General features: G+C 71.5%; 18 protein-coding genes and 2 tRNA genes. 17 read left to right on the forward strand and 3 right to left on the reverse strand.

The window, feature by feature from the left end; genetic code table 11:
- The first annotated feature begins 8 nt into the window (after positions 1-8).
- The 12 genes from CLT74_RS28555 to CLT74_RS28610 all read left to right on the forward strand — a co-directional run bounded on the left by CLT74_RS28555 (position 9) and on the right by CLT74_RS28610 (position 16,168).
- Entirely contained in the window at positions 9-1,184 is a 1,176-nt protein-coding gene (locus CLT74_RS28555; RefSeq protein WP_486582778.1) for a Gfo/Idh/MocA family protein, read from the forward strand.
- 501 nt (positions 1,185-1,685) lie between these two features.
- A complete protein-coding gene (locus CLT74_RS28560) occupies positions 1,686-2,846 on the forward strand; it encodes an inositol-3-phosphate synthase (protein WP_099850552.1) in 1,161 nt (386 codons plus the stop codon).
- Positions 2,830-3,738: an SCO3242 family prenyltransferase gene (locus CLT74_RS28565; RefSeq protein ID WP_099850554.1), complete on the forward strand. Its 909-nt coding sequence runs from the start codon at positions 2,830-2,832 to the stop codon at positions 3,736-3,738. The genes CLT74_RS28560 and CLT74_RS28565 overlap by 17 nt, the downstream gene beginning before the upstream one ends.
- Positions 3,735-4,748, forward strand: a complete 1,014-nt coding sequence (locus tag CLT74_RS28570) for a sugar phosphate isomerase/epimerase family protein (protein WP_099850556.1) — start codon at positions 3,735-3,737, stop codon at positions 4,746-4,748. Before CLT74_RS28565 ends, CLT74_RS28570 begins: the two co-directional genes overlap by 4 nt.
- A 78-nt stretch (positions 4,749-4,826) precedes the next feature.
- Complete coding sequence (locus CLT74_RS28575; protein ID WP_099850558.1) at positions 4,827-5,444, forward strand: EboA domain-containing protein; 618 nt, start codon at positions 4,827-4,829, stop codon at positions 5,442-5,444.
- Entirely contained in the window at positions 5,444-6,295 is an 852-nt protein-coding gene (locus tag CLT74_RS28580) for a TatD family hydrolase (RefSeq protein ID WP_099853260.1), read from the forward strand. Before CLT74_RS28575 ends, CLT74_RS28580 begins: the two co-directional genes overlap by 1 nt.
- Positions 6,295-7,554 carry a metabolite traffic protein EboE gene (gene eboE / locus CLT74_RS28585; RefSeq protein ID WP_099850560.1) on the forward strand — a complete coding sequence of 420 codons (1,260 nt, stop codon included), beginning with the start codon at positions 6,295-6,297 and terminating at the stop codon, positions 7,552-7,554. Before CLT74_RS28580 ends, eboE begins: the two co-directional genes overlap by 1 nt.
- Complete coding sequence (locus CLT74_RS28590; RefSeq protein WP_099850562.1) at positions 7,551-8,939, forward strand: alkaline phosphatase family protein; 1,389 nt, start codon at positions 7,551-7,553, stop codon at positions 8,937-8,939. Before eboE ends, CLT74_RS28590 begins: the two co-directional genes overlap by 4 nt.
- Complete coding sequence (locus tag CLT74_RS28595) at positions 8,936-10,003, forward strand: polyprenyl synthetase family protein (RefSeq protein WP_099850564.1); 1,068 nt, start codon at positions 8,936-8,938, stop codon at positions 10,001-10,003. Before CLT74_RS28590 ends, CLT74_RS28595 begins: the two co-directional genes overlap by 4 nt.
- 271 nt (positions 10,004-10,274) lie before the next feature.
- Complete coding sequence (locus CLT74_RS28600) at positions 10,275-13,115, forward strand: carbohydrate-binding protein (RefSeq protein ID WP_099853265.1); 2,841 nt, start codon at positions 10,275-10,277, stop codon at positions 13,113-13,115.
- 77 nt (positions 13,116-13,192) lie between these two features.
- Complete coding sequence (locus CLT74_RS28605; protein WP_099850566.1) at positions 13,193-14,911, forward strand: ThuA domain-containing protein; 1,719 nt, start codon at positions 13,193-13,195, stop codon at positions 14,909-14,911.
- A gap of 249 nt (positions 14,912-15,160) precedes the next feature.
- Entirely contained in the window at positions 15,161-16,168 is a 1,008-nt protein-coding gene (locus tag CLT74_RS28610) for a sugar phosphate isomerase/epimerase family protein (protein ID WP_099850568.1), read from the forward strand.
- A gap of 154 nt (positions 16,169-16,322) precedes the next feature.
- Here the strand turns inward: CLT74_RS28610 and CLT74_RS28615 are convergent, their stop codons facing one another.
- On the reverse strand, positions 16,323-17,501 hold the full coding sequence (locus CLT74_RS28615; protein WP_099853271.1) for an ROK family transcriptional regulator: 1,179 nt from the start codon (positions 17,499-17,501) through the stop codon (positions 16,323-16,325).
- Positions 17,502-17,671: 170 nt separating this feature from the next.
- Positions 17,672-18,055 (reverse strand): hypothetical protein, encoded by a 384-nt coding sequence (locus CLT74_RS28620; protein WP_099850570.1) that lies wholly within the window; start codon positions 18,053-18,055, stop codon positions 17,672-17,674.
- A gap of 275 nt (positions 18,056-18,330) precedes the next feature.
- On the opposite strand from CLT74_RS28620, the gene CLT74_RS28625 reads away from it, so the two are divergent.
- From CLT74_RS28625 to CLT74_RS28645, 5 genes are all read left to right on the forward strand, one after another.
- Positions 18,331-18,403 (forward strand) — tRNA-Asn (locus CLT74_RS28625).
- Positions 18,404-18,700: 297 nt separating this feature from the next.
- Positions 18,701-19,936, forward strand: coding sequence for an NAD(P)/FAD-dependent oxidoreductase (locus CLT74_RS28630; protein WP_099853275.1), 1,236 nt, complete (start codon positions 18,701-18,703; stop codon positions 19,934-19,936).
- Positions 19,937-19,982: 46 nt separating this feature from the next.
- Positions 19,983-20,933: a tetratricopeptide repeat protein gene (locus CLT74_RS28635; protein WP_486582652.1), complete on the forward strand. Its 951-nt coding sequence runs from the start codon at positions 19,983-19,985 to the stop codon at positions 20,931-20,933.
- Positions 20,930-22,627: an insulinase family protein gene (locus CLT74_RS28640; RefSeq protein WP_099850574.1), complete on the forward strand. Its 1,698-nt coding sequence runs from the start codon at positions 20,930-20,932 to the stop codon at positions 22,625-22,627. The genes CLT74_RS28635 and CLT74_RS28640 overlap by 4 nt, the downstream gene beginning before the upstream one ends.
- A 153-nt stretch (positions 22,628-22,780) precedes the next feature.
- Positions 22,781-22,857 (forward strand) — tRNA-Ile (locus tag CLT74_RS28645).
- On the opposite strand, the gene CLT74_RS28650 is transcribed toward CLT74_RS28645, so the two are convergent.
- Positions 22,858-24,450 (reverse strand): tyrosine-type recombinase/integrase, encoded by a 1,593-nt coding sequence (locus CLT74_RS28650; protein WP_486582654.1) that lies wholly within the window; start codon positions 24,448-24,450, stop codon positions 22,858-22,860.
- Positions 24,451-24,497: the final 47 nt, after the last annotated feature.

Below are 24,497 nucleotides of genomic sequence, written 5' to 3' on the forward strand. Positions count from 1 at the left end.
GGGTCGGCATGGTCGGCTACGCGTTCATGGGCGCCGCGCACTCACAGGCGTGGCGCACCGTGAACCGGGTGTACGACCTGCCGGCGCGGGCCCGGATGGCGCTCGTCTGCGGCCGGGATCCCGGGAAGGTGGCTGACGCCGCCGACCGGCTCGGCTGGGAGGAGCACACCACCGACTGGCGGGAACTGGTCAACCGTCCGGACATCGACGTGGTCGACATCTGCACACCGGGCGACAGCCACGCGGAGATCGCGCTGGCCGCGCTCGCCGCGGGCAAGCACGTGCTGTGCGAGAAGCCGTTGGCCAACACGGTCGCCGAGGCCCGGGAGATGGCTGCCGCGGCGGCCACCGCCCAGGCCGGCGGGGCGCGGTCGATGTGCGGTTTCAACTACCGGCGGGTGCCCGCGGTGGCGCTGATGCGCCAGCTCATCGCCGACGGGCGGCTCGGCGAGATCCGGCACGTCCGGGCCGTCTACCTGCAGGACTGGATCGTGGACCCGCAGTTCCCCCTGGTCTGGCGGCTCCGCAAGGAGGTGTCGGGCTCCGGCGCGCTGGGCGACATCGGCGCGCACATCATCGACCTGACCCAGTACGTCACCGGACAGCGGATCAGCGGGGTCAGCGCGGTGACCGAGACGTTCGTCAAGGAGCGGCCGTTGCCGTCCGAGTCGAGCGGGTTGGCGGCGCAGGCCGACGGGGCCGCCGCCGCCACCGGCCCGGTCACCGTCGACGACGCGGCGATCTTCGTCGCCCGTCTCGACGGCGGGGCACTTGCCACGTACGAGGCGACCCGGTTCGCCACCGGGCGCAAGAACGCGCTCCGCGTGGAGATCAACGGATCGTTGGGCAGCGTCGCCTTCGACCTGGAACGCCTCAACGAACTGGAGTTCCTCGACGCCACCCGGCCCGCCGTCGAGCAGGGTTTCAACCGGATCCTGGTGACCGAGGCCGAGCACCCGTACCTGTCGGCCTGGTGGCCGCCGGGACACATCATCGGGTACGAGCACTCCTTCACGCACCAGATGCGCGACTTCATCGAGGCGGTGGCGACAGGCGTCGACCCGTCGCCCTCGTTCGCCGAGGCGTTGCAGGTGCAACTGGTGCTGGACGCGGTGACCCGCTCGGCCGACCTGGGTTCCTCCTGGACCGAGGTGGAGCCGTCGCTGGCGTCGGTCGCCGCCTGAACCACCTGCGGAGTCGACCGGCGAGGGCCGGCCACGGTTGCGCCCCGTGGCCGGTACGGGTCGGGTCCGGAGGTCGTGTCGCCGGGCGACCGGCGGCACGAGCAATGCGGTTCCTCCGGTGCGGCCGGACCGGGATTCCCCGGCAGCACCGGAGGGCCGCCGCCCACCGACAAGTTCACTGACCGTCCACCTGGAGACTCCCGCCGCCAGGCGGACCGCGTCCGACGAGTCGTCCGATCGGGACATCGTCGTCCCGACCGGGCCGGATGCGGGGGAGGCAGGGGCGAGACGCCGACTGTCCCTGCCTGCCAGCCCCGTCCGTCCGCCCATCCGGTACGCCGGGCCGTCGTCGTCGCCGCCGACCTCGGCGTCGGCCGGCGAGTACCCACCGGAACGGGCGGCGGACGGGGCGCATCGGTCTAACCCGTATCTTTTTCAGCTTTTTCCTGATATCAAGATTCAATCGATGCATGTCGGTTTATGGACACCGGAAGGAGCGCTATGCGTACAGGTGTCTGGCTGGTGGGGGTACGTGGCTCGGTCGCGACCACCAGCATCGTCGGGGCGCTCGCGCTGCGCGCCGGGCTTACCGGGCCGACCGGCTGCGTCACCGAACTGCCCGGGGTCAACAGCCCCGCCCTGCCGGGCTTCGGCGACCTGGTCTTCGGCGGACACGACGTGGTCGCCACCCCGATCGCCAAGCGCGCCGAGGCGCTCGCTGACGCCGGGGTGCTGCCGGCCCGCCTGGTCGCCGCGCTGTCCGAGGAACTGGCCGCCGTGGAACCGGAGCTGCGCCCCGCGCCGACCGCCGGGACCCAGGCCGACCGGGCCGCCGAGATCGTCCGCGATCTCAGCACCTTCCGGCAGCGGCACGGGCTCGCCCGGGTGGTGGTGGTGAACGTCGCCGCCACCGAACCGGCCCCCCGCCCGCATCCCGGGCACGCCGACCCCGACGCGCTGCGGGCCACCCTCGCCGGTCCCGACGAGGTGCTGCCGCCCAGCTCGCTGTACGCGTACGCGGCGGTCCTGGCGGACTGCGCGTACGTCGACTTCACCCCGTCGACGGGTCTGCGGCTGCCGGCGCTTACCGCGCTTGCCGACCGCCACCGCGTGCCGTACGCCGGCCACGACGGCAAGACCGGGGAGACCCTGCTCAAGTCGGTGCTCGCCCCGATGTTCGCGATGCGCCACCTCACCGTCCGGTCCTGGTCCGGGCTCAACCTGCTCGGCGGCGGCGACGGCGCCACCCTGGCCGACCCCGACGCCAACGCCGCAAAGGTGCGCAGCAAGCAACGGGTGCTCGGGGAGACCCTCGGCTACCTGCCGCAGGGCGACACCCGGATCGGATACGTCGAGGAACTCGGTGACTTCAAGACCGCCTGGGATCTGATCACCTTCGCCGGGTTCCTGGGCACCGGGATGCGGCTGGAGTTCACCTGGCACGGCTGCGACTCGGCGCTGGCCGCCCCGCTCGTGCTCGACCTGGCCCGACTCACCGCCGCCGCGCACGCCGCCGGCCGCAGCGGGCCGCTGCACGACCTCGCCTTCTTCTTCAAGGATCCGCTCGGCACCGCGACCCACTCGCTGGCCGACCAGTGGACCCGGCTGTGCGCGTTCGCCGGCAGCCTGGACCCCGGAGGCAGCGATGCCGCGCGTGGCTGACCTGGCCGAACTGGTCCGTGCCCCGGCCGCGCTCTCCGTACCCGGAGACGTGGTCGCCGGTGCCGCCGCGGCGGGTGCCCTCGGACGGCGTACCCCCGCCCTCGCCGCCGCGTCGGTGCTGCTGTACTGGGCCGGCATGGCCGCCAACGACTGGGCCGACCGTGAGCTGGACGCCGTGGAGCGCCCCGAACGGCCGATACCGAGCGGCCGGGTCAGCCCCGGCGTGGCGGTCGGCCTCGCCGCCGGCCTCACCGCCGCCGGTGTCGGGCTCGCCGCCGCCGCCGGGGGCCGGCGGGCCACCGCCGTGGCGTTGCCGTTGGCCGCTGCCGTCTGGGGGTACGACCTGGCGGCCAAGAACACCGCCGCCGGCCCCGCCATGATGGCCACCTGCCGAGGTCTGGACGTGCTGCTCGGTGCCGCCGGAGGACGTACGGTCCGGGCGTTGCCGGCAGCGGTCACCGTCGCCGCGCACACCTGGACCGTCACCGCGCTGTCCCGCCGGGAGGTCAGCGGCACCGACCGCGCTCTGCCGCTGCGTACCCTCGCCGGCACCGCACTCGTCGCGGCGAGCGCCGGGCTGCCGCCCGGCCGGCCGCCGGCGGCGGCGGACGTTGCCCGGTCCGCTGCGCGGCGGACCGTGGACACGGTGGCGGCGGCGTTGCCCGCCGTGCTCGCCGCCTGGTACGCCGCCCGCTACGGCGGCGCACAGGCGCGGGTGGCGGCCGAACCCACAGCCGCGCGGGTCCGCTCGGCCGTCGGCGCCGGCATCACCGGCCTGCCCGCGTTGCAGGGAGCGCTCACCGCCCGCACCGGGTCCGGCCTGCTCGGGCTGGCGGTAGCGGCTGCCGCGCCGCTGGGTCGACGCCTGGCCCGGAAGGTCTCGCCGACATGACGGCCGCCGGCACCGCCACGCCCCCCGACGCGCTGCGGTTCGGGTACGGCACCAACGGCTTCGCCAACCACCGCCTCGACGACGCGCTCGCGGTCATCGCCGACCTCGGCTATGCCGGTGTCGCGCTCACCCTGGACCATGACCACCTCGATCCGTTCGCGCCCGAGCTGGCGCGGCGGGTCGACGCCGTCGCTCGCCGGCTCGCCGAACTCGGCCTCGGGCTGGTGATCGAGACCGGCGCGCGGTTCCTGCTGGACCCCTGGCACAAGCACGCCCCCACACTGCTGCACGACGACCCGACGCTGCGGATCGAGTTCCTGCGTCGGGCGGTGGCGATCGGCGCGGACCTCGGTGCCGAGGCGGTCTCGTTCTGGGCCGGTGTCCGGCCGGAGTCGGTGACACCGGCAGTGGCCTGGGACCGTCTGGTCACCCGCTGCGCCACAGTGGTCGAGGCGGCCGAGGCCGTCGGGGTGACGCTGGGCTTCGAACCGGAGCCGGGGATGCTTGTCGAGAACATCGCCGACTGGCGTCGGCTGCACACCGCCCTCGGCTCGCCCGCTCGCCTCGGCATCACTCTCGACATCGGACACTGCCGTTGCCTGGAGTCACTGCCGGTGCCCGAGTGTGTCCGCGACGTCGCCGCGCACCTGGTCAACGTGCAGATCGACGACATGCGGCGGGGCGTGCACGAGCACCTGGAGTTCGGCACCGGCGAGATCGACTTTCCGCCGGTGCTGGCCGCGCTGCGCGAGATCGGCTACCGGGGCCTGGTGGCGGTCGAGTTGCCGCGTCACTCGCACGCCGCTCCCACGGTCGCCGCGCACTCGCTGGACTTCCTCCGCGTCGCCGAAGCCCGGCCCGCAGCCGCCGCCGGGTCGACGACCGACGCTGGCCTGGTGACCGGCGGTGCGGGCGTCCCGGCCGATACCGCCCGGCACGTCCCTTGCTCTGCTTCAACGGACGCGCCACCGGGTGCCCGCTATCCGGACAACTACCGACGCGTGGAGTGAAGCAGAGCAAAGGGGCGCGAGCGGGTACCACCGCCACCGCCACCGACGACGACGGCGGCGGACCAGGGAGGAGACGCGATGACAGTGGACGAGCTGCGGGCGGCCCTGCGGGGCGTACCCGATCCGGACTGGCTGGCCACGGCCCTGGACCGCGTCGCGGCCGAACCCGCAGCCATCGCGCGGCTGTTTCCGGCGGCCGGCCGCCGCTGCGGGCGCCACGACCTGCCCGACCTGCCCGGTTGGACCGCCGACGAGGCGGCTCGGGCGCTGCTGCTGGCCAGCCTGCCCGCCGATCACGCCGGGCAGGCCGAGACGCTCTACCGCACCGGGGACGCCGCCGAGAAGCGGGCGGTGCTCAAGGCCCTGCCGCTGCTGCCGATCGGTGCGGCCGGGGTGCCGCTGCTGCACGACGCGATCCGCACCAACGACACCCGGCTGGTCGCCGCCGCCCTCGGCCCGTACGCCCGGCAGCTCGACCCGCCAGCCTGGCGGCAGGCGGTGCTCAAGTGCGTCTTCACCGGCGTGCCACTGGCGGCGGTGGCCGACCTCGACGCCCGCGCGGACGGGGAACTGGCGGCGATGCTCGCCGCGTTGGCCGCCGAGCGTCGGGCCGCCGGTCGGAGCATGCCCGCCGACGCCACCGAACTGCTGGACCGGCTCACCGCCACCAGCCAGCCCGAGCCCAGGGAGGTGTGATGCGGATCTTCGACCCGCACATCCACATGACGTCCCGCACCACCGACGACTACGAGCGGATGGCCGCCGCCGGCGTCCGGGCGGTGGTGGAACCGGCGTTCTGGCTGGGGCAGCCGCGCACGAGCGTCGGCTCGTTCACCGACTACTTCGACTCGCTTGTCGGGTGGGAGCCCTTCCGGGCCGGGCAGTTCGGGATCCGCCACCACGCCACGATCGCGCTGAACCCGAAGGAGGCGAACGACAGGCGTTGCCGGCCGGTGCTCGACGAACTGCCCCGCTACCTGGAGAAGGACGGTGTGGTGGCGGTCGGCGAGATCGGGTACGACTCGATGACGCCCGAGGAGGACGACGTCTTCGCCGCCCAGCTCGCCCTGGCCGTGGCGCACGACCTGCCGGCGATGGTGCACACCCCGCACCGGGACAAGGTCCGAGGTGTCGAGCGCAGCCTGGCCGTGGTCGCCGAGTCCGGCATCGCGCCGGAGCGGGTGGTGCTCGACCACCTCAACGAGATGACCGTGAAACTGGTCCGCGACACCGGCTGCTGGCTCGGCTTCTCCATCTATCCGGACACCAAGATGTCGCCGCCGCGCATGGTCGAGCTGCTCAAGGCGTACGGGACCGACCGGATGCTTGTCAACTCGGCCGCCGACTGGGGGCGCTCCGATCCGCTGCTGACCCGGGCGACAGGCGAGGCGATGCTGCTCGCCGGCTTCACCGACGACGACGTCGACCAGGTGCTCTGGCGCAACCCGGTCGAGTTCTACGGGCAGTCCGGGCGGCTCGACCTGACCGACGACGACCTCGCCGAGCCGACCTTCGCCGGCAACTCGATCCTGCGCGGCGGCAGCTGATGCGGCTGCGCCACGCCGGTGGGCGCACCATCCACCTCGGATACTGCACGAACGTGCACCCCGCCGAGGACCTCGCCGGCATCGTCGCCCAACTGGACACCTACGCGGTGCCGATCCGCGAGACGCTCGGCGCCGACCCGCTCGGCCTCGGCCTGTGGCTGGCCGCCCCGGTCGCCGCCGAACTGGCCGCCGACCCGGTCGCCCGCCGCCGGTTGCGCACCGAGCTGACCGTACGCGGGCTGGAGGTGGTCACCCTCAACGGCTTTCCGTACGCGGCCTTCCAGGCGCTCGTGGTCAAGGGGAGGGTGTACCGGCCGGACTGGACCACCGACGACCGACTCGGCTACACCCTCGACCTGGCCCGGGTCCTGGCCGACCTGCTGCCCGACGACGCGGTCCGCGGCTCGATCTCCACTCTGCCGCTGGCCTGGCGCGCGCCCTGGGACCACGCCCGGGCGGACGCCGCCCGTCGCCAGCTCGACAGGCTCGCGGCCGGACTCGCCGCCGTCGAGCGGGACACCGGCCGGCCGGTGCGGGTCGGCTTCGAACCGGAGCCGGGCTGCGTGGTGGAGAGCAGCTCGCAGGCCGTCACCGCGCTGTCCGGAATGGACACCGACCGCCTCGGGATCTGCCTGGACCTGGCCCACCTCGCCTGTGCCTGGGAGGAACCCGCCGCCGCCCTGGAGCGGCTGGCCACCGCCGGCCTGCCGGTGGTGAAGGTGCAGGTGTCCGCCGCGTTGGAGGCGGCCGATCCCGGCGGCGACGCCGCCGCGCTGCGCCGCTGGGTCGAGCCACGGTTCCTGCACCAGACCCGTACCGCCGCCTGCGCCGCCGCGACCGACGGGCCGGCTGCCGCCGATCCGGCCGATCCGAGCTGGGCGGCGGACGACCTCGACGCCGCCCTCGACGCCGCGCTGCCCGGGCCGTGGCGGGTGCACTACCACGTGCCACTGCACGCGCCGCCCGAACCACCGTTGGGCTCGACCCTGCCGGTGCTGCGCGCCGCGCTGGCCGCGCTCTTCGCCGGTGCCGACGCCGGCTGCGACCACCTGGACGTCGAGACGTACACCTGGGGGGTGCTGCCGGCGGCACGACGGCCGAGCACCGACGCGGAGCTGGCCGCCGGCATCGCCGCCGAACTGGCCTTCACCCGGGACGAACTCGTCGCTCTCGGCCTGACCCCGTTACCCACGCGAGGCGATCCCGTGAGCGCGAGGAGTGAGCCGGTTTTGCGAGCCCCGGAGGGGGTCAGAGCATGAGCAGACAGCTGGTGGTGCTGGACGTGGTGGGGCTGACCCCCCGGTTGCTGGCGCACATGCCCCGGCTACGCGCGGTCGCCGACACCGGGTTCCGCGCCGAGCTGGGCACCGTGCTGCCGGCGGTGACCTGCTCGGTGCAGTCGACCTTCCTCACCGGAGCCCTCCCCGCCGAGCACGGCATCGTCGGCAACGGGTGGTACTTCCGGGACCTCGGCGAGGTGCTGCTCTGGCGGCAGCACAACGCGCTTGTCGGCGGGGAGAAGCTGTGGGAGGCCGCGCGCCGGGTCCGGCCCGGCTACACGGTGGCGAACGTCTGCTGGTGGTACGCGATGGGCGCGGACGTGAACTGGACGGTCACCCCGCGCCCGGTCTACTACGCCGACGGTCGTAAGGAGCCGGACTGCTACACCGACCCGCCGCAACTGCACGACGCGCTCACCGACCGGCTCGGCACCTTCCCGCTGTTCACCTACTGGGGGCCGGGTGCGGGCCTGCCGTCGTCGCGCTGGATCTGCCGGGCGGCTGAGCAGATCCTCGCGGAGCAGTCGCCTGACCTGACCCTGGTCTACGTTCCGCACCTGGACTACGACCTGCAACGCTTCGGTCCGTCATCCCCCCGGTCCGCCGCCGCGGCGGCGGAGCTGGACGGTGTGCTCGCCCCGCTGCTGGACGCCGCGCAGGCCCGCGACGCGACGGTGGTGGTGCTGTCGGAGTACGGCATCACCGAGGTGTCCCGGCCGGTGGACGTCAACCGGTTGTTACGCGCCGAGGGGCTGCTGCGGGTGCACACCCAGGCGGGCATGGAGTACCTGGACCCGTGGACCTCGCGGGCGTTCGCGGTCGCCGACCACCAGATCGCCCACGTGTACGTGCGCGACCCGGCTGACGCGCCGGCGGTGGCGAAGCTCTGCGCCGGGCTGCCCGGGGTGGCCGAGGTGCTCGACGCCGAGGGCAAGGCGGCACACGGGTTGGACCACGAGCGCGCCGGTGAACTGGTGCTGGTGGCCGAGCCGGATGCCTGGTTCACGTACTACTACTGGCTCGACGACGCGCGCGCGCCTGACTTCGCCCGGCTGGTGGAGATTCACCGCAAGCCCGGGTACGACCCGGCGGAGCTGTTCTTCGACCCGGCCGCGCCGGGCGCGGCGAAGCGCCGTGCCGGGGTGGCGCTGGCCCGCAAGAAGCTCGGCATGCGGTACCTGATGAGCGTGGTCGGGTTGGATGCCGGCGCGCGGGCGGTGCGGGGTTCACACGGACGGCTGCCCACCGATCCGGCCGACGGGCCGGTGCTGCTCTGCTCCGACGCGTCGACGGCACGGGACCGGATAACCGCCACGGAGGTGAAGGGGCTGCTGCTGGAGCTGGCCGGGTTGGAGGGGCGGTGACCCTCGCCGAGGCACCTGTCGATGCCGCCGGGCTGCGGGCCCGCTTCGACGCCGAGCTGACCGCGTTCCTCGACCGGCAGGATCCGGACTGGCCGGACGGGGCACCGCGGGGCGTCTTCACCACGTTGCACCGGTTCGTGCTGGCCGGTGGCAAGCGGCTGCGTCCCCTCTTCTGCTACTGGGGCTGGCGGGGCGCGGGCGGCCCGGACGGCACGCCGATCGTGGCCGCCGCCGCCGCGCTGGAGCTGTTCCACGCCTTCGCGCTGATCCACGACGACATCCTGGACGGCAGCGACCGCCGCCGGGGCGAGCCGTCGGTGCACCGGATGTTCGCCGACCTGCACGCCCGCTCGTCCTGGCGGGGTGACCCCGAGGCGTACGGGCGCAACACCGCCCTGCTCTGCGGTGACCTCTGCGCCGCCTGGTCGGACCAGATGTTCCACGAGTGCGGGCTGAGCCCCGAGCAGGTGCACCAGGGGTACGCCGTGTTCGCGCTGATGCGGACCGAGGTGATCGCGGGGGAGTACCTCGACCTGGTGTCCGGTGTGGGCGACGGCTCGGTGGCCAGCGCGCTCACGGTGATCCGGATGAAGGCGGCCCGCTACACGGTCACCCGACCGTTGCAGATCGGCGCCGCGTTGGCGGGCGCACCCGCCGAGCTGCTGGACAACCTGGCCGAGTTCGGCGACCCGCTCGGGGACGCCTTCCAGTTGCGCGACGACGTGCTGGGGGTCTTCGGCGACCCGGCGGTCACCGGCAAGTCCGTGCTGGACGACCTCCGTGAGGGCAAGCCGACGGTGATGATGGCGCTGGCGCGCGACGCCGCCGACCGGGCACAGGGTGCCCGGCTACGTGAGCTGTTCGGCAACCCCGACCTGGACGCGGCGGGCGCCGACGAGCTGCGCGAGATCATCGAGAGCACCGGTGCCCGCCGGAAGATCGAGCAGATGATTCAGGTCTGCGCCGAGGCCGGGCTGGCGGCGCTGGAACACACCGAACTGGCCGCGGAGAGCCGGACCGCCCTGATGGAGCTGGCCGCCCAGGCCATCGACCGACAGTGCTGAGTGGCATTGACCGGCGGCGCTGAGCGCTGTCGCGGCAGACCCCTCCGTACGGCTTTTGACCGAACTGACGAAAGTCGGCATCCGGCGGGCAGAAGATATAGACACATCAACGTATGACGTTTAGTGTCGTCGCTAGGACCAACATGTTTCGTCGAGGTGAACCGGCGGCGCGGCACCCCCTCGGCACTCCCGCTACGGCATCCGGCGCGACGGCGCGCGCCCCGCCCTGGCAGAGCACTCGTCAGGAAGGGACAGCACAGCGATGTCCACCATGCGTACCACCCACCACCCCGCACGGTGGTCCACCAGCGCCTCAGCGCTGCTCCTCGTCGTCACAGCCGGCACCGTGGCCGTCGCCGGCCCGGCCCCGGCTATCGCCCATCCGATCGTCGCCAGCGACTTCCAGCAGGTCACCCTCGCCAAGGGGCTGGCCGAGGTCGGTGAACCGATGAGCATCGCGGTGCTGCCGGACCGATCGGTTCTGCACACCGCCCGAAACGGCACGCTGCGTCGCACCGACGCCGCGGGCAACACCTCGGTGATCGCCAACATCCCGGTCTACACCCACGACGAGGACGGACTGCAGGGCGTAGGGGTCGACCCGAACTTCGCCACCAACCGGCACATCTTCCTCTACTACGCCCCGCCGCTGTCCACCCCCGGCGGTGACGCCCCGGCCACCGGCACCAACTGGACCTCCTGGCAGGGCGTCAACCGGCTGTCCAGGTTCACCCTCAACGCCGACTTCACGGTCAACCAGTCCAGCAAGGTCGACATCCTCGACGTCGCCGCTGACCGGGGGATGTGCTGCCACGCCGGTGGCGACATCGACTTCGACGCCGCGGGCAACCTGTATCTGTCCACAGGCGACGACACGAACCCCTTCGACTCCGGCGGCTACTCACCGATCGACGAGCGGACCAACCGCAACCCGGCGTACGACGCGCAGCGCAGCGCGGCCAACACCAACGACCTGCGCGGCAAGATCCTCCGGATCAAGGTCAACGCCAATGGTTCGTACTCGATCCCGGCCGGCAACATGTTCGCCCCGGGCACGGCCCGCACCCGACCCGAGATCTACGCGATGGGGCTGCGCAACCCGTTCCGGATGAGCGTCGACAAGGCCACAGGTGTGGTCTACGTCGGCGACTACGGGCCGGACTCGGGTGCCACCTCCGCGCGTGGTCCCAGCGGGCAGGTGGAGTTCAACCGGATCACCTCGCCCGGCTTCTACGGCTGGCCGTACTGCACCGGCACCAACACCAGCAACGAGACGTACGCCGAGTGGAACTTCGCGAACAACACCGCCGGAGCGAAGTACAACTGCAATGGCGGCGCGACGAACAACTCGTTCCGTAACACCGGCCTGACCACCCTGCCGGCCGCCAAGCCGTCCTGGATCCGCTATGCCGGCGACGCCGGCAGCCCGCCGGAGTTCGGCAGCGGCTCCGAGTCGCCGATGGCCGGCCCGGTCTACCGGTACGACGCCGCCCTGAACTCGGCCACCAAGTGGCCGCAGAGCTTCGACGGGCTGTTCTTCGCCGGTGAGTTCGGCCGGGGCTGGATCAAGCCGATCCACGTCAACACCAACGGCTCGATAGCCAGCATCGACGCGTCCTTCCCGTGGAACGGCAAGCAGGTCATGGACATGGCGTTCGGCCCGGACGGCGCGCTCTACGTGCTCGACTACGGCACCGGTTTCTACAACGGTGACGCCAACTCCGCCCTGTACCGCTACGACTACGTCGGCGGCGGCAACCGGGCACCCACGGCGGTGGCCTCGGCGAACCGGACCTCGGGCGTCGCCCCGTTGACTGTGAACTTCTCCTCGGCCGGGTCGTCGGACCCGGAGGGTGGGGCGCTCACCTACTCGTGGGCGTTCGGCGACGGCACCACCTCGACGGCGGCGAACCCGACCAAGACGTACAACGCCAACGGCAACTACACCGCCACCCTGACCGTACGCGACCCGCAGGGCGCCACAGGAACGGCGAGCGTACGGATCGGAGTGGGCAACACCGCCCCGACGGTCACCATCAACAGCCCCGGCAACGGCCAGCTGTTCAGCTTCGGCGACACCGTGCCGTTCAGCATCACGGTGACCGATCCGGAGGACGGCACCATCGACTGCTCCAAGGTCAAGATGACCTACGTGCTCGGCCACGACAACCACGGTCACCAGATCACCTCGCAGAACGGCTGTTCCGGCTCGATCGCCGTACCGGTCGACGGTGAGCACGACGACGCCGCCAACATCTTCGGCATCTTCGACGCCGAGTACACCGACGCCGGCGGCCTGACCACGCACACCCAGCACACCCTCCAGCCGCGCAAGCGGCAGGCGGAGCACTACAAGAGCGCCTCCGGCGTCGACCCCTTCGACAAGGCGACCGCCGAGGGCGGCCGGACCGTCGGCAACATCAACAACGGTGACTGGATCGCGTTCGAGCCGTACCGGATCGGCAACGCCACCTCGTTCAGCGCCCGGGTCTCCTCGGCCGGCGCCGGTGGCACCCTCCAGGTGCGGGCCGGCTCGGCCACCGGCACGGTGCTCGGCTCGGCGACAGTCCCGGTCACCGGCGGCTGGGACACCTTCACCACTGTCACCGGCACCCTCACCAACCCGCCCACCGGCACCACCACGCTGTACCTGACCTTCGCCGGCTCGGGCACCGGTCACCTCTACGACCTGGACTCGTTCTCCTTCACCACCGGCAGTGGTGGCACCGCCAGAACCGGTCCGATCACCGGGCTGGGCGGTAAGTGCCTGGATGTGCGCGACGCGGCCACCGCCGACGGCACGCAGATCCAGATCTGGACCTGCAACGGTGGCGCGGCGCAGAGCTGGACGGTGACGCCGAACTCGACCATCCGGGCGTTGGGCAAGTGCCTGGACGTCAACGGCGCCGCCTCGGCCGACGGCACGAAGATCCAGTTGTGGACGTGCAACGGCGGTGGTGCGCAGGTCTGGTCGGCGCAGTCAAACGGCACGTTGCGCAACCCGAACTCGGGCAAGTGTCTGGACGTGTCGAACAACAGTTCCGCCGACGGGCAGGTCGTGCACCTGTGGACCTGCCACACCAACGCCAACCAGCGCTGGGTCCTGCCCTGATCCGAGGAGGGGCCCCTCGTCAACGCCTAGTGTTGGAGACGGGCCCCTCCTGACACAACGATCGTTGGGAGAGCTAGATGCGAAGACTCCTCCGAACCACCGTCGGCCTGGCCACCGCCGCCCTCGCCGTACTCGCCTGCACCACCCCGGCCACCCCGGCCAGCGCCGCCGACGCCCCGTACGACGTGCTGGTCTTCTCCAAGACGGCCGGCTTCCGGCACGACTCCATCGCGGTGGGCACCCAGGCCATCCGTGACCTGGGCGCGGCGAACAGCTTCACCGTCGCCGCCACCGAGGACGCCGCCGCCTTCACCACCGGCAACCTCGCCCAGTACGAAGCGGTGATCTTCCTCAACACCACTGGTGACGTGCTCAATGCCAGCCAGCAGAGCGCCTTCGAGTCGTACATCAGCTCCGGCGGCGGCTACGTCGGCGTGCACTCCGCCGCCGACACCGAATACGGCTGGTCCTTCTACGGCAACCTGGTCGGCGCGTACTTCCGCTCCCACCCGGCCATTCAGCAGGCCACCGTCCGGGTGGAGAACCGCGCCCACGCGGCCACCGCCCACCTGCCGCAGAACTGGGTACGCACCGACGAGTGGTACGACTTCCAGAGCAACCCCCGCGCCAACGCGCGGGTGCTGGCGAACCTCAACGAGTCGACGTACTCCGGCGGTGTGATGGGTGCCGACCACCCGATCGCCTGGTGCAAGACGTACAACGGCGGCCGGTCCTTCTACACCGGCGGCGGCCACACCCAGGCGTCGTACTCCGATTCGGCGTTCCGGGCGCACCTGCTCGGCGGCATCCGGTACGCGGCCGGCCGCACCAAGGCCGACTGCCGGCCGGAGACCGGCTACACCTCCCTCTACAACGGCTCGACGAACGGCTGGTCCCAGGCCGGTCCGGGCAGCTTCACCAACTCCGACGCCACGCTGACCTCGGTGGGCGGGATGGGGCTGTTCTGGCACAGCGCCAAGCAGTTCACCAACTACTCGCTGAAGCTGGACTGGCGGGTGGCCGGCGACGACAACTCCGGCGTCTTCATCGGCTTCCCACCGTCGAGTGACCCGAACTCCGCCATCAACAACGGCTATGAGGTGCAGATCGACCCCACCGACGCCGCCGACCGGACCACCGGCGCGGTCTACGGCTTCAAGGCCGCCGACCTTGCCGCCCGGGACGCCGCGTTGAACCCGGCGGGGGAGTGGAACACCTACGAGCTGCTGGTGGAGGGGGAGCGGCTCCAGGTCTTCCTGAACGGTTCGAAGATCAACGACTTCACCAACACCGACCCGGTCCGGTCGCTCGCCGGGCACATCGGCATCCAGAACCACGGCACCGGCGACGACGTCTCGTTCCGCAACATCCGGATCAAGGAACTTGGCGGCACGGACCCGCCGCCCGGCGGTGACCGGACCGGTCGGATCACCGGACTGGCCGGCAAGTGTCTGGACGTGCGTAACGGCTCGTCGGCCAATGGCGCGCAGATCCAGATCTGGACCTGCAACGGTGGCGCGGCGCAGACCTGGACGGTGACGCCGAACTCGACGATCCGGGCGTTGGGCAAGTGCCTGGACGTCAACGGCGCGGGCTCCGCGGACGGCACGAAGATCCAGTTGTGGACGTGCAACGGCGGTGGTGCGCAGGTCTGGTCGGCGCAGTCAAACGGCACGTTGCGCAACCCGAACTCGGGCAAGTGTCTGGACGTGTCGAACAACAGTTCCGCGGACGGGCAGGCCGTGCACCTGTGGACCTGCCACACCAACGCCAACCAGCGCTGGGTGCTGCCGTAACCGAACAGGTTGAACGCCCCGGTGCGACGGTCACCCCGTCGCACCGGGGCTCTTTCGTACCGCCCGCCGCCCGCCTAGAGTGAGGGACGGCGACCGCGAGGTGGCCGGTGAGTCGGCGGGAGGCGCAACCCGTCGGCCCCAGGCGCGACAGCGTCCACCGGCACATCGTCGGGGCCGTCCACATCCGGTCATCCCTCGCCCCGGTCCCGCAGGTAACGGAATCCCCAACACGACAGGGGAATAGGACACATGGCGCGACCGATCACGCTGTTCACCGGCCAGTGGGCCGACCTTCCGTTCGAGGAGGTGTGCCGGCTCGCCGCCGAGTGGGGCTACGACGGCCTGGAGATCGCCTGCTGGGGCGACCACTTCGAGGTGGACAAGGCCCTGGCCGACGAGTCGTACATCGAACGCAAGCGGGAGACGCTCGCCAAGCACAACCTCCAGGTCTTCACGATCTCCAACCACCTGGTCGGCCAGGCGGTCTGCGACCACCCGATCGACGAGCGGCACCAGGGCATCCTGCCCGCCCGGATCTGGGGCGACGGCGAGCCCGAAGGGGTACGCCAGCGGGCCGCCGAGGAGATCAAGGACACCGCCCGCGCGGCGGCCAGGCTCGGCGTGGACACCGTCGTCGGCTTCACCGGCTCGTCGATCTGGCACACCCTGGCGATGTTCCCGCCGGTGCCGCCAGCCATGATCGAGCGCGGCTACCAGGACTTCGCCGACAGGTGGAACCCGATCCTCGACGTCTTCGACGAGGTCGGGGTGCGCTTCGCCCACGAGGTGCACCCCAGCGAGATCGCGTACGACTACTGGACGACGAAGCGGACCCTGGAGGCGATCGGTAACCGGCCCGCCTTCGGGCTGAACTGGGACCCGTCGCACTTCGTCTGGCAGGAGCTCGACCCGGTCAACTTCATCTTCGACTTCGCCGACCGGATCTACCACGTCGACTGCAAGGACGCCAAGGTGCGTACCGGCGACGGCCGCCGTGGCCGGCTGGCCTCGCACCTGCCCTGGGCGGATCTGCGCCGGGGCTGGGACTTCGTCTCGACCGGCCACGGCGACGTGCCGTGGGAGGACTGCTTCCGGGCGCTGAACGCCATCGGCTACTCCGGGCCGATCTCCATCGAGTGGGAGGACGCCGGGATGGATCGGCTGGTCGGTGCCCCGGAGGCGCTCCAGTTCGTCCGCCGGCTCGCCTTCGACGCACCGTCCGCCGCCTTCGACGCGGCGTTCAGCAGCAAGGACTGAACCGAACGGCCTCCGGGGGTCGGCCCGCAACCGGCCCCCGGACACCCCGTCCTGCCTGCGTCCCGGGCGGCCGTCGGACCTGTCCGCCGGCCGGGGCCGACGCCTGGCACCGGTGCAGTCGGGTGGGCCTGGTGAGCGACGGCGGAAGACCTGGTCAGCCGGCGCTGAAGACGTGTTCGCTGGCCAGGTGGGCCGCGCCCACCACAGCGGCCCGCTCGGCCAGGTCGGAGAGGACAATCGGCATGGTGCCGGTGGCCAGCGGCGCGGACCGCCGGTAGACCACGCCCCGGATCTCGGAGAGCAGCACGTGCCCGAGCCCCTCGGGTGCCCCGCCGATCACGACGATGCCGGGGTTGAAGAAGCTGACCAGGCCCACAAGTACCCGACCGAGGCGGCGGGCGGCGTCGCGGACCAGCACCTGGGTGGCTGGATCCCCGGCGGTGGCGGCCGCGACCACGTCCGCGACGGTGAGCGTGCCCGCCTCGGCCAGCCGCGCGGCCAGCACCGGGGAGCGGTCCGCCCGGGCGACCGTCAGCGCCGCCCGGACCAACCCGGCATCACCGCAGTACGCCTCAAGGCAACCGGCCTCCCCGCAGGCGCAGGGCGGCCCCTCCTCGCCGAGCGGTAGGTGCGCGATGTCGCCTGCGCTGCTCGTCGCGCCCCGGTAGAGCGATCCGCCGAGCACCAGCCCGCAGCCGATCGCCGTACCGAGCTTCAGGTAGAGGAAGTCCTCGACGGTCCGGCCGATGCCGGCGTGCCGCTCGCCCAGGGCGAGCACGTTCGCGTCGTTGTCGACAAGCACCGGGCAGCCCAGCTCGGCGGCGAACGCGTCCCGGACCGGAAAGCGCTGCCAACGGGGCAGGACAGCAGGTGCGGTGGAGGAACCGCCGTCGACCGGCCCCGGAAGGGCGACGCCGACGCCTGTGAGTTCGGCGACGCCCAGCTCAGCGCGGAGCTTGTCGACGAGCTCGACGGCCCGGCCGATAACCGGCTCCGGACCGTCGCGTACCTCCGCCGCCTCGCTCGTCTCGGCCAGCACGTTCAGCTCGCCGTCGGTGAGCGCGACGGTGACCCGGTTCGTGGCGACCACCACGCTGGCGAAGCGCACCCCGCCGGAGAGGCGGAGCAACGACGAGCGGCGTCCACCGCGGGAGGCCGCCGGGCCGGCGGTCTCGACCAGCCCACGGGCGACGAGTCGGTCCAGTTCGGTGGTGAGGGCCGTCCGGGACAGGGCCAGCAGGTCGCCCAGCTCCACCCGGGAGCGGGGTCCCTCGTCCCGCAGCAACCGGACCAGCCGTGCCTGCTGCGAATTCTCCGGCCGGACCAGGGCCATCGCCACCACCTCCGTGCGGAGTCTGCCACGGCGGTGTTTCAGACCGGTGGCCGGCCGGAAGCGGACCCGTCAACGCCTGTTGCGGCGTCCGACCCACCCGACCGGCAGCTGGGCGGGCATACGGACGGGCCCGGCCACCGATGTCTGCGGCCAGGCCCGTCCGGGGGTGCTCAGAGCGTGCTGCCGTTGGCTCCTGAGCCGGACGGCTTGGTGCGGGGGGTGGCGGACGTCGAGCCGGAGCTCGACGAGCCGGAACCCGACTTGGTGCCGGCGGTGGCCGGCGTGCCGGCGAACGTGTCGTCGGCGGGGGTCAGCCCCTCCTTACCGTTGGAGCTCAGCTTCTCGCCCAGCTTGGAGTTGCCGAGCTTGTCCCTACCCTCGTGGTAGAGACGGTTGGCCTGGGCCTGCGCGACCCCGGCCGCCTCCTGGACGGTCGGGTGGTCGAGCACCTTGCGGCCCCGGACCACCAACTCCTCGTACTTCTCCCGGCCGGCACGGGCGCCCAGGACGAACCCTGCAGCCAGCCCGCCAAGGAACATGATCTTTCCGCGCATGGCGGCTCCTTTCGTACCTGACGCGCCGTCGTCCCGCTCCCGAAAGCCGGGCGGCGGGACCTACCGATTCGCGCCTGCGTCCTGTCGTCGGCAGCTAACTACCCATCCTGCTCTCCGCTCATACCTCCTTGTGCCAGGATGACGATTTGTCTGGTAAACGGCCGCCAGGTCGCTGAGTGGTGGCCGATGAACCCCCTGGACCAACACCCCCTGCCGTCCTGTACTCTTGTGCCCGGCGCGCGGTGCGGAGCGATCCGTTCCGGGCGTTGTTGCGGTCCCCCGTAGCTCAATTGGCAGAGCAGCCGGCTGTTAACCGGCAGGTTTTTGGTTCGAGTCCAAACGGGGGAGCTTCCTTCCTCACCCTGACGCCCATCGGTCGGATCCGGTGGGCGTCGGTCGTTTCCCGCCGGATCGTGCCGACCGGCGTGACGCCCGGCTTCGGCGGCGGTACCGGGCCAACCGGTCTACGCTGGTGCGCGTCGATCCTGTGACGACAGCCGGTGGGTGGGATGTCCGGAAACTTCAAGATCGGCTCGGTTGGACCGCGACCGCCCGAAGCGCCTACGTCGCCCGTGCGCAACGTCGTGGATGAGCAGCACGCCCACCGCCGGCCCGCGTCGGCACGACCAGGGCACGGCGTACCCGATGCCCGCTGACACCGACGTCGTGATCGTGGGCGGCGGCCTCGCCGGCCTGGCCGCGGCTCGCCGCCTGCACCGCGCCGGGGTGTCCTGGCGCTTGGTGGAGGCCGCCGACCGGCTCGGTGGCCGGGTCGCCACCGACGCCGTCGACGGCTACCTGCTCGACCGTGGCTTCCAGGTCCTCAACACCGCGTACCCCCGGGTCGGCGCGTTGCTCGACGTGGACGATCTCGACCTCGGCTTTTTCGTCCCGGGAGTGCTGGTGCGCAAAGGCGGCCAGCTGCTGCGACTGGTCAACCCGCTGCGCGAGCCGGCCGGCGGGCCAGGTACCGCCCTGGCCCGCGTCGGGTCGCTGCCCGACCGGCTGCGCTTCGCCGCCCTCGCCGCGAGCTACGCCACGCTGCCCGCCGCGCGTCTGCTCGCCACCCCCGAGACCACCGCCGAGGCGGCGCTGCGCCGCGCGGGCCTGTCCCACGCGATCATCGAGGACCTGCTGCGTCCCTTCCTGTCCGGCGTGCTGCTCGACCGGGAACTGGCCACCTCCAGCCACGTCCTGGCGATGGTGCTGCGCTCGTTCGCCCGGGGCCGGCTCGGTCTGCCCGTCGAGGGCATGGCGGCGTTGCCCCGGGCCGTCGCCGCGCCGCTGCCGGCCGGGCTGCTCGACCTGAACACCGCCGTCGCCGAGGTGGCCCCGGGCCGGGTCCGGACCACAATCGGTGAGCTGCGCTGCCGGGCCGTCGTCGTCGCCGTCGACCCGCCCGCCGCCACCCGGCTGCTGGACCTGCCGCCGGTACGCATGCACAGCTACACCACCTACTACCACGCGTCCGCCGTGCCGCCGTTGGACGAACCGATCCTGCTCGTCGACGGCGACCGCCGCGAGATGATCGCCAACACCGTCGTGGTCAGCCACGCCGTGCCTGGCTACGCGCCCGCCGGCCGGCACCTGATCGCCACCTCCGTGGTCGGGCCGTCGGTACCGGCCGAGCCAGCCGTGCGGCTGGAACTGACCCGGCTGTACGGGCGGCCCACCGCCGACTGGGAGCACCTGACCACCGTCACGATCCCCGCCGCCCTGCCCGCCGCGCCGCCGCCGCAGGGCCGGCTCCGCAAGCCTGTGGCGCTGGGAAACGGGCTGTTCGTCGCCGGTGACCACCGCGACAGCCCGTCCATCCAAGGGGCGCTCGCCAGCGGCTGGCGCAGCGCCGGGGCCGCCCTGCGGCACCTGCGCCAGCACTGAGAATTCGGGGTCACCGGGCCAAAGATGATCACTTATGATCCTCGCCATGCCCGCACCCCTCCCGCCGCCGGTCTTCGACGCCGCGGCGGCGTACCCCCAGGTGGCCGCCGCCCGTGGCGCGCTGGCCGCCGGTGACTGGCCGGCGCTGCGCGCCGTCGTCGACGCCCAGGACGCCCACGGTCGGACGGTCCTCGTCGGCGAGGTCGGTGACGCACCGGACGTCGAGCCGCTGCTGCGGAAGGCGCTCGCCGAGCAACCGGACGACCCGGTGGCCGCGGCCATGCTGGGGGCACACCTGATCCGCGCCGGATGGCGGATCCGGACGGCCAGCCGGGCACAGGACGTGAGCCGGGAACAGTTCGTCCAGTTCTTCGATCATCTGCGTCGGGCCGAGCAGATCCTCATCGAGGCCACCGCCCGCCACCCGCAGGACGCGGCAGCCTGGACCCAGCGGGTCACCAGCGCCCGCGGCCTGCAACTCGGCCAGGCCGAGGCCCGCCGCCGCTACGACCGGCTCGCCGCCGTGCACCCGCACCATCTGCCGGCGCAGGGCTCCCTGTTGCAGCAGTTCTGCCCGAAGTGGAGCGGTAGCTGGGAGAAGGCGTACGACTTCGCCCGGGAGTGCGCCGACGCCGCGCCGGCCGGCGCGCCCAACGCCGTCCTCGTCGTCGAGGTGCACCTGGAGCAGGCCTTCGACCACGGCACCCTGTCCGCCGCGCGGGCATTCCTACGCGGCCAGCAGGTGCGCGCCGCGATCCACGACGCGGCCCAGCGCTCCATCTGGCACCGCGAGTTCCGCCACGGCTGGGGCTGGGTCCAGGTACGCAGCACCTTCGCCCTGGCCTTCTGCCTGATGCAGGAGTGGACACCTGCTGCGCAGCAGTTCGCCGCCCTCGGGCACCTCGGTGACGAGTCGATGTTCGGCTACTTCGGTGACTCGGTGGCGCAGTTCCAGCGGTTCCGCGACAAGGCGTACGCGAAGGGCGGCCGGCCGTGATCCAACACCTGGAAACCGACGGGGTGCCGACCCTGCTCGCCCCCACCGGCGGGCCGATGCGGGCCGGGCTGACCTTCCGGGTCGGCACCGCCGACGAGACGCTGGCCCGTCACGGCATCACCCACCTGCTCGAACACCTCGTCCTGGCGCCGTTGGGCACCGCCGACTACCACTTCAACGGCGCCACCGGACCGGTCTTCACCACCTTCCACATGCAGGGCACGGCGACGGACATCGCCACCTTCCTGACCTCCGTCTGCGCCAACCTCACCGACCTGCCCACCGGACGGCTGGAGGTGGAGAAGGACATCCTGCGCACCGAGTGGAGCAGCCGGGGAGGTGCGGCCATCGACGACATCCCGTTGTGGCGTCACGGTGCCCGCGACCACGGGCTCAGCAGCTACCCGGAGTGGGGGCTGAGCGGGCTCACCGCCGAGGAACTGCGCCAGTGGGCCGCACGCTGGTTCACCCGGGAGAACGCGGTGCTCTGGATCGCCGGTGACCGGGTGCCCGAGGGGCTGCGGCTGAACCTGCCCACCGGCATCCGACAGCCGGTACCGACCGCGTCGTCGGCGCTGCCGACCACTCCGGCGTACTTCGTGCACGGCTCGCGGGCGGTGGTGCTCGACGCGGTGGTGCGGCGGCGGGCCGCCGCCACCGTCTTCGCCGAGGTGCTGGAGCGCGAGCTGTTCCGGGCGCTGCGCCAGGACGCCGGGCTCTCCTACACCATCAACACCGGGTACGAACCGCGCGGCGACGGGCACGCCCATCTACGGGCCCTCGCCGACGCCCTGGCCGAGAAGCAGGACGCCGTCGTCGGCGGCTTCATCGACGTGCTGGCCAAGCTGCGGGTCGGGCGGATCGAGCAGAGCGACCTGGACGCCGCGGTGGCCAAGCGGGTCGACATGTACGCCACCGCGGAGTTCGACGCCGCGCGGCTGCCCGCGTACGCCTTCAACCTGCTCACCGGCGAACCGAACCACACAATCGACGAGCACCTCGCCGAACTGAAGGCGGTCACCGTCACGGACCTGCACGAGGTCGCCCAGGAGGCGTACGCTTCCGCGCTGCTGATGGTGCCGGACGGGACCAGCGCCGACTGGGCCGGCTTCACCGCCGCGCCCACCTCGTCGGAATCGACCGTGTCGGGCACCACGTACCACTCCCGCGACGGGAACAGCCGTCTGCTCGTCGGCACCGAGGGGGTCAGCCACCTGGGCACCGGCGGCACCGTCACCGTCGCGTACGCCGACTGCGCCGCCATGCTCGCCTGGCCCGACGGTGCCCGGCAACTCATCGGTCACGACGCGATAGTGCTGCACATCGAGCCGACCCTGTTCGACACCCACCCGGCGACGATGCAGGTCATCGACAGCGGCGTACCCGTCGACAGGCAGATCCGAATGCCGCCGCGCGACCCGGAGCACATCCCGCAACCGCGTGCCGCCCGTGAGGCCCGCCAGCACCCGGGCCGGCCGAAGCGGCCCGCGTGGGAACTCCTGCTGATGGTGCTCAGTGGCCTCGCCACCCTGGTGGTGGGCGGGTTCACCCTGCTGCTCACCATCGGCATGTTCATCAGTCCCACCGCCGAGGAGGACGTCGCCGTACTGTGGGGTGCGGTCGTGATCGGCTGGCTGCTCACTGTTATCCTCGCGTTGCCCATCGTGCTGCTGACACGAGGGCGACGCCGGTGAGGAGAGGCCGTCGACACGGAATCCCACCCGACGGGCACCGCACGGGCGCTCACGGACCGCGCCCGACCTGGCTGGTCGTCGAACCGTGAGGGGACTGTCGGGAAGGCTCATTGGCCGGTGATCGACTGGGCGGGATAAGATCCGCCCGGTGCCGGGGCGGTAGCTCAGCCGGTTAGAGCAGGGGACTCATAATCCCTCGGTCGCGGGTTCGAGTCCCGCCCGCCCCACCATTAAGAAGCGCGCTTGACCTGGTGTTTCTTGCCGCTCTTGCGATCTTTTCCACTGCTCGGCGTCGATGCGGAGAGCCGATGTGAGCCCGACGTGAGCCCGGCGGATCGCTTGGAGCCTTGACGGGGGACCAGGCGGACGGCTGCTTCGGCTGCTTCCCGTGCCAGCTCCGGCAGAACCGAGGTGTAGGTGTCGGACGTCAATGAGATCGAGGAGTGGCCCAGCATGTCCTGGACCACTTTCATCTCAGTGCCGGCCGCGAGAGCGATCGTGGCAGCGCCGTGGCGTAGATCGTGCAGGCGGATCGGCGGCAAGCCTGCCTTGCGTACCAGTCGATCGAAGTAGTCCGACAGCCAGTTGGGCTCGACCCACTCACCGGTCGGCCGGGTGAACAGACGCCCACTCTCTACCCATGCCGCTCCGGCTTCCTCCTGAGCCTTCCGCTGTAGCTTGAGGTGGCGCTTGGCCACTTTCAGGCTGTCGCGATCAAGGGCGACGATGCGGTTTCCGGCATCGCTCTTCGGCGCGCTCTCCTCGATCTCCCCGCTGATCTCCACGAGTTGCGTGGCAACGGTGAGGGTCTTGCCCTTGAGATCCAGATCTTCCGGCCGCAGGCCGCACGCCTCGCCTCTGCGCAGCCCACGAAACGCGATCAGATGAAAGAGCGCGTACAGCTCGTCGTCGGCGATGAAGTCGAGGAAGGCCCCTGTCTGTTCGGGAGTCCACACCATGACGGGCGATGGTCTTTCGTTGGTGGCTTGCCACCGCGCAACACGCTCGTCCGTCCATACCATCGCCCTCGGCCGACGAACGGGGTCAAGCTCAACGTGAGCCGCCGGATTGAAGGTGATCAGCTCTTGCGTGATGGCGTCGTTTAAGGCGGCCCGCAGCGTCGCCCGGATGTGCCGTCGCGTCGTTGGCCCCACGGTACGACGGAACGGAGGCATAGCGGCGGTGGCGGCACGCGCGGCGCGGCGGCGCTTACGCCCCTTGAGCGACTTCAGTTCGTCGATCGCGGCACGTCGTAGGGCGTTCGCCTCCTCGATCTCGATGTTCCGCTCAACGATCGCGTTGAACATCTCTGTCAGGTGGGACACGCGCAGCCGGTCGAGGCGGACGTTACCGATGCGCGGGTTGAGGTGGAGTCGGATATCTCGGCCGTACCGGTTGATGGTGTTGCGACGAATCTTCCGGCCGGCAAGCCAGGTATCGAGCCATTCTCCGACCGTGATGCGTGCGGTCAACGACTGCCCGCTACGGAACTTGCGCCGCGTCTCCTCCACGTCAGGTAGCGGCTCCCGGTCGGACGCCACGCGCTCCAGCAGATCCCCCATGCGCTGGCGACCGTCTTCGTCATCGGCGTCGGGTATTGCCAGCAGGGCGCGGACGGTGTCCAGATCCGTTTGGGCCTCAGTGGCGGTCGAGTAGCCCGACCGACGAAACGTACGACGTTCGCCCTCGGCGTTGGATGGAAGCTCCTGGCGTACGCCCCAGGTGCCGTGTCGCCGCTGGTTGAGCTTGGGGCACGATTGCCCGTACTGCTTGCCCGTCAGCGGATCTCGACAGGCGCAGCGACGGAATACTGATCCTCTCAAGGCTCCTCCTTGGGAGAGAGGAAGTGGTACCTACAATGGTACCACTT

The sequence above is a fragment of the Verrucosispora sp. CNZ293 genome (assembly GCF_002754655.1).